Annotated in this window: 1 rRNA gene; it reads left to right on the top strand. The window is 52.3% G+C overall.

The features are described from left to right. The first annotated feature begins 246 nt into the window (after positions 1–246). Positions 247–3,040: ribosomal RNA gene (locus tag LC605_RS34995) — 23S ribosomal RNA — on the top strand. Positions 3,041–3,109 lie beyond the last annotated feature (69 nt).

Below are 3,109 nucleotides of genomic sequence, written 5' to 3'. Positions count from 1 at the left end.
TTGAAGGTTTAGGCCTTCATCTGATGGACATGCTGGATTGATGTTGCCTGACCGCGCATCACCGGATGATATCTCGAGAAGCTGGTCTTAATGATACGACCTCGAAGTGCACCGGCGTGCCTTCATATGAGGATTGTATCGAACACGTCGATGTCATCGTGACTTGATCTGGTTGTAAAAGGTAACCGGATCTGCCGGTCATTCCTTCGGAATGACGGCTTGATGATGAGCATAGACAATGAGAACGAAGAAGTGAATTAAGGGCATTTGGTGGATGCCTTGGCATGCACAGGCGAAGAAGGACGTGATACGCTGCGAAAAGCCGTGGGGAGCTGCGAATAAGCTTTGATCCATGGATCTCCGAATGGGGCAACCCACCTTAAATGCTTGGAAAATCCAAACCGTCATTGACGGCTTGGGTTTCCAAGCATTGTGATAAGGTATCTTACTTTCGAATACATAGGGGTAAGAAGCGAACGCAGGGAACTGAAACATCTAAGTACCTGCAGGAAAGGACATCAACCGAGACTCCGTAAGTAGTGGCGAGCGAACGCGGACCAGGCCAGTGGCAATGATGAATAAAGCGGAACGATTTGGAAAAGTCGGCCATAGAGGGTGATAGCCCCTTACGCGTAGAACAGTCATTGTCCTTGAGTAGGGCGGGACACGTGAAATCCTGTCTGAACATGGGGAGACCACTCTCCAAGCCTAAGTACTCGTGCATGACCGATAGCGAACAAGTACCGTGAGGGAAAGGTGAAAAGCACCCCGACGAGGGGAGTGAAATAGAACCTGAAACCGGATGCCTACAAACAGTCGGAGCCCGCAAGGGTGACGGCGTACCTTTTGTATAATGGGTCAACGACTTAGTGTAACTAGCAAGCTTAAGCCGGTAGGTGTAGGCGCAGCGAAAGCGAGTCTGAATAGGGCGATTGAGTTAGTTGCATTAGACCCGAAACCGAGTGATCTAGCCATGAGCAGGCTGAAGGTTGGGTAACACCAACTGGAGGGCCGAACCCGTATCTGTTGCAATAGATTGGGATGACTTGTGGCTAGGGGTGAAAGGCCAATCAAACTCGGAAATAGCTGGTTCTCCGCGAAATCTATTTAGGTAGAGCGTCGACCGAATACCCTCGGGGGTAGAGCACTGGATGGGCTATGGGGACTCACCGTCTTACTGATCCTAACCAAACTCCGAATACCGGAAAGTACTACTCGGCAGACACACGGCGGGTGCTAACGTCCGTCGTGAAGAGGGCAACAACCCTGACCTCCAGCTAAGGTCCCCAAGTCATGGCTAAGTGGGAAAGGATGTGAGGATCCCAAAACAACCAGGATGTTGGCTTAGAAGCAGCCATCATTTAAAGAAAGCGTAACAGCTCACTGGTCTAAATAAGGGTCTTTGCGCCGAAAATGTAACGGGGCTAAAGCCATGCACCGAAGCTGAGGATACGTGCTTGCACGTATGGTAGCGGAGCGTTCCGTAAGTCTGTGAAGGGACCCGTGAGGGCTGCTGGAGATATCGGAAGTGCGAATGTTGACATGAGTAACGATAAAGGGAGTGAGAGACTCCCTCGCCGAAAGACCAAGGGTTCCTGCTTAAAGTTAATCTGAGCAGGGTTAGCCGGCCCCTAAGATGAGGCAGAAATGCGTAGTCGATGGGAACCACGTTAATAATCGTGGGCCTGGTGGTAGTGACGGATCGCACAAGTTGTACTTCCTTATTGGATTGGGAGTGCAGCGGAGCGGTTCCAGGAAATAGCTCCACCGTATAGACCGTACCCGAAACCGACACAGGTGGTCAGGTAGAGTATACCAAGGCGCTTGAGAGAACTGCGTTGAAGGAACTCGGCAAATTGCACGCGTAACTTCGGAAGAAGCGTGACCCCATCGTAGGCAACTATGTTGGGGTGGCACAGACCAGGGGGTAGCGACTGTTTATCAAAAACACAGGGCTCTGCGAAGTTGCAAAACGACGTATAGGGCCTGACGCCTGCCCGGTGCTGGAAGGTTAAGAGGAGAGGTGCAAGCTTTGAATCGAAGCCCCAGTAAACGGCGGCCGTAACTATAACGGTCCTAAGGTAGCGAAATTCCTTGTCGGGTAAGTTCCGACCTGCACGAATGGCGTAACGACTTCCCCGCTGTCTCCAACGCAGACTCAGTGAAATTGAATTCCCCGTGAAGATGCGGGGTTCCTGCGGTCAGACGGAAAGACCCCGTGCACCTTTACTATAGCTTTACACTGGCATTCGCCAAGGCATGTGTAGGATAGGTGGTAGGCTTTGAAGCAGGGACGCCAGTTTCTGTGGAGCCATCCTTGAAATACCACCCTTATCTTCGTGGATGTCTAACCGCGACCCGTTATCCGGGCCCGGGACAGTGTATGGTGGGTAGTTTGACTGGGGCGGTCGCCTCCGAAAGAGTAACGGAGGCGCGCGATGGTGGGCTCAGACCGGTCGGAAATCGGTCGTCGAGTGCAATGGCATAAGCCCGCCTGACTGCGAGACTGACAAGTCGAGCAGAGACGAAAGTCGGTCATAGTGATCCGGTGGTCCCGCGTGGAAGGGCCATCGCTCAACGGATAAAAGGTACGCCGGGGATAACAGGCTGATGACCCCCAAGAGTCCATATCGACGGGGTTGTTTGGCACCTCGATGTCGGCTCATCGCATCCTGGGGCTGGAGCAGGTCCCAAGGGTTTGGCTGTTCGCCAATTAAAGCGGTACGTGAGCTGGGTTCAGAACGTCGTGAGACAGTTCGGTCCCTATCTGCCGTAGGTGTAGGAATATTGACAGGATCTGCCCCTAGTACGAGAGGACCGGGGTGGACATATCTCTGGTGGACCTGTTGTCGTGCCAACGGCATAGCAGGGTAGCTATATATGGAATGGATAACCGCTGAAGGCATCTAAGCGGGAAACCAACCTGAAAACGAGTATTCCCTATAAGGGTCGTGGAAGACTACCACGTTGATAGGCTGGGTGTGGAAGCACAGCAATGTGTGAAGCTTACCGTTACTAATAGCTCGATCGACTTCTTCGTTCCCATTGAATATGTTCATCGAAGATGAACATCATCTGTTCTGTCTTCACGGGCCAAGGGCCCTGCAGA

Origin of the sequence: Nostoc sp. CHAB 5836 (genome assembly GCF_020829445.1) — a bacterium.
Lineage (GTDB): Bacteria > Cyanobacteriota > Cyanobacteriia > Cyanobacteriales > Nostocaceae > Nostoc.
The sequence above is the reverse complement of the archived record's forward strand: the minus strand, read 5'-3'. Positions and strand labels throughout refer to the sequence as shown.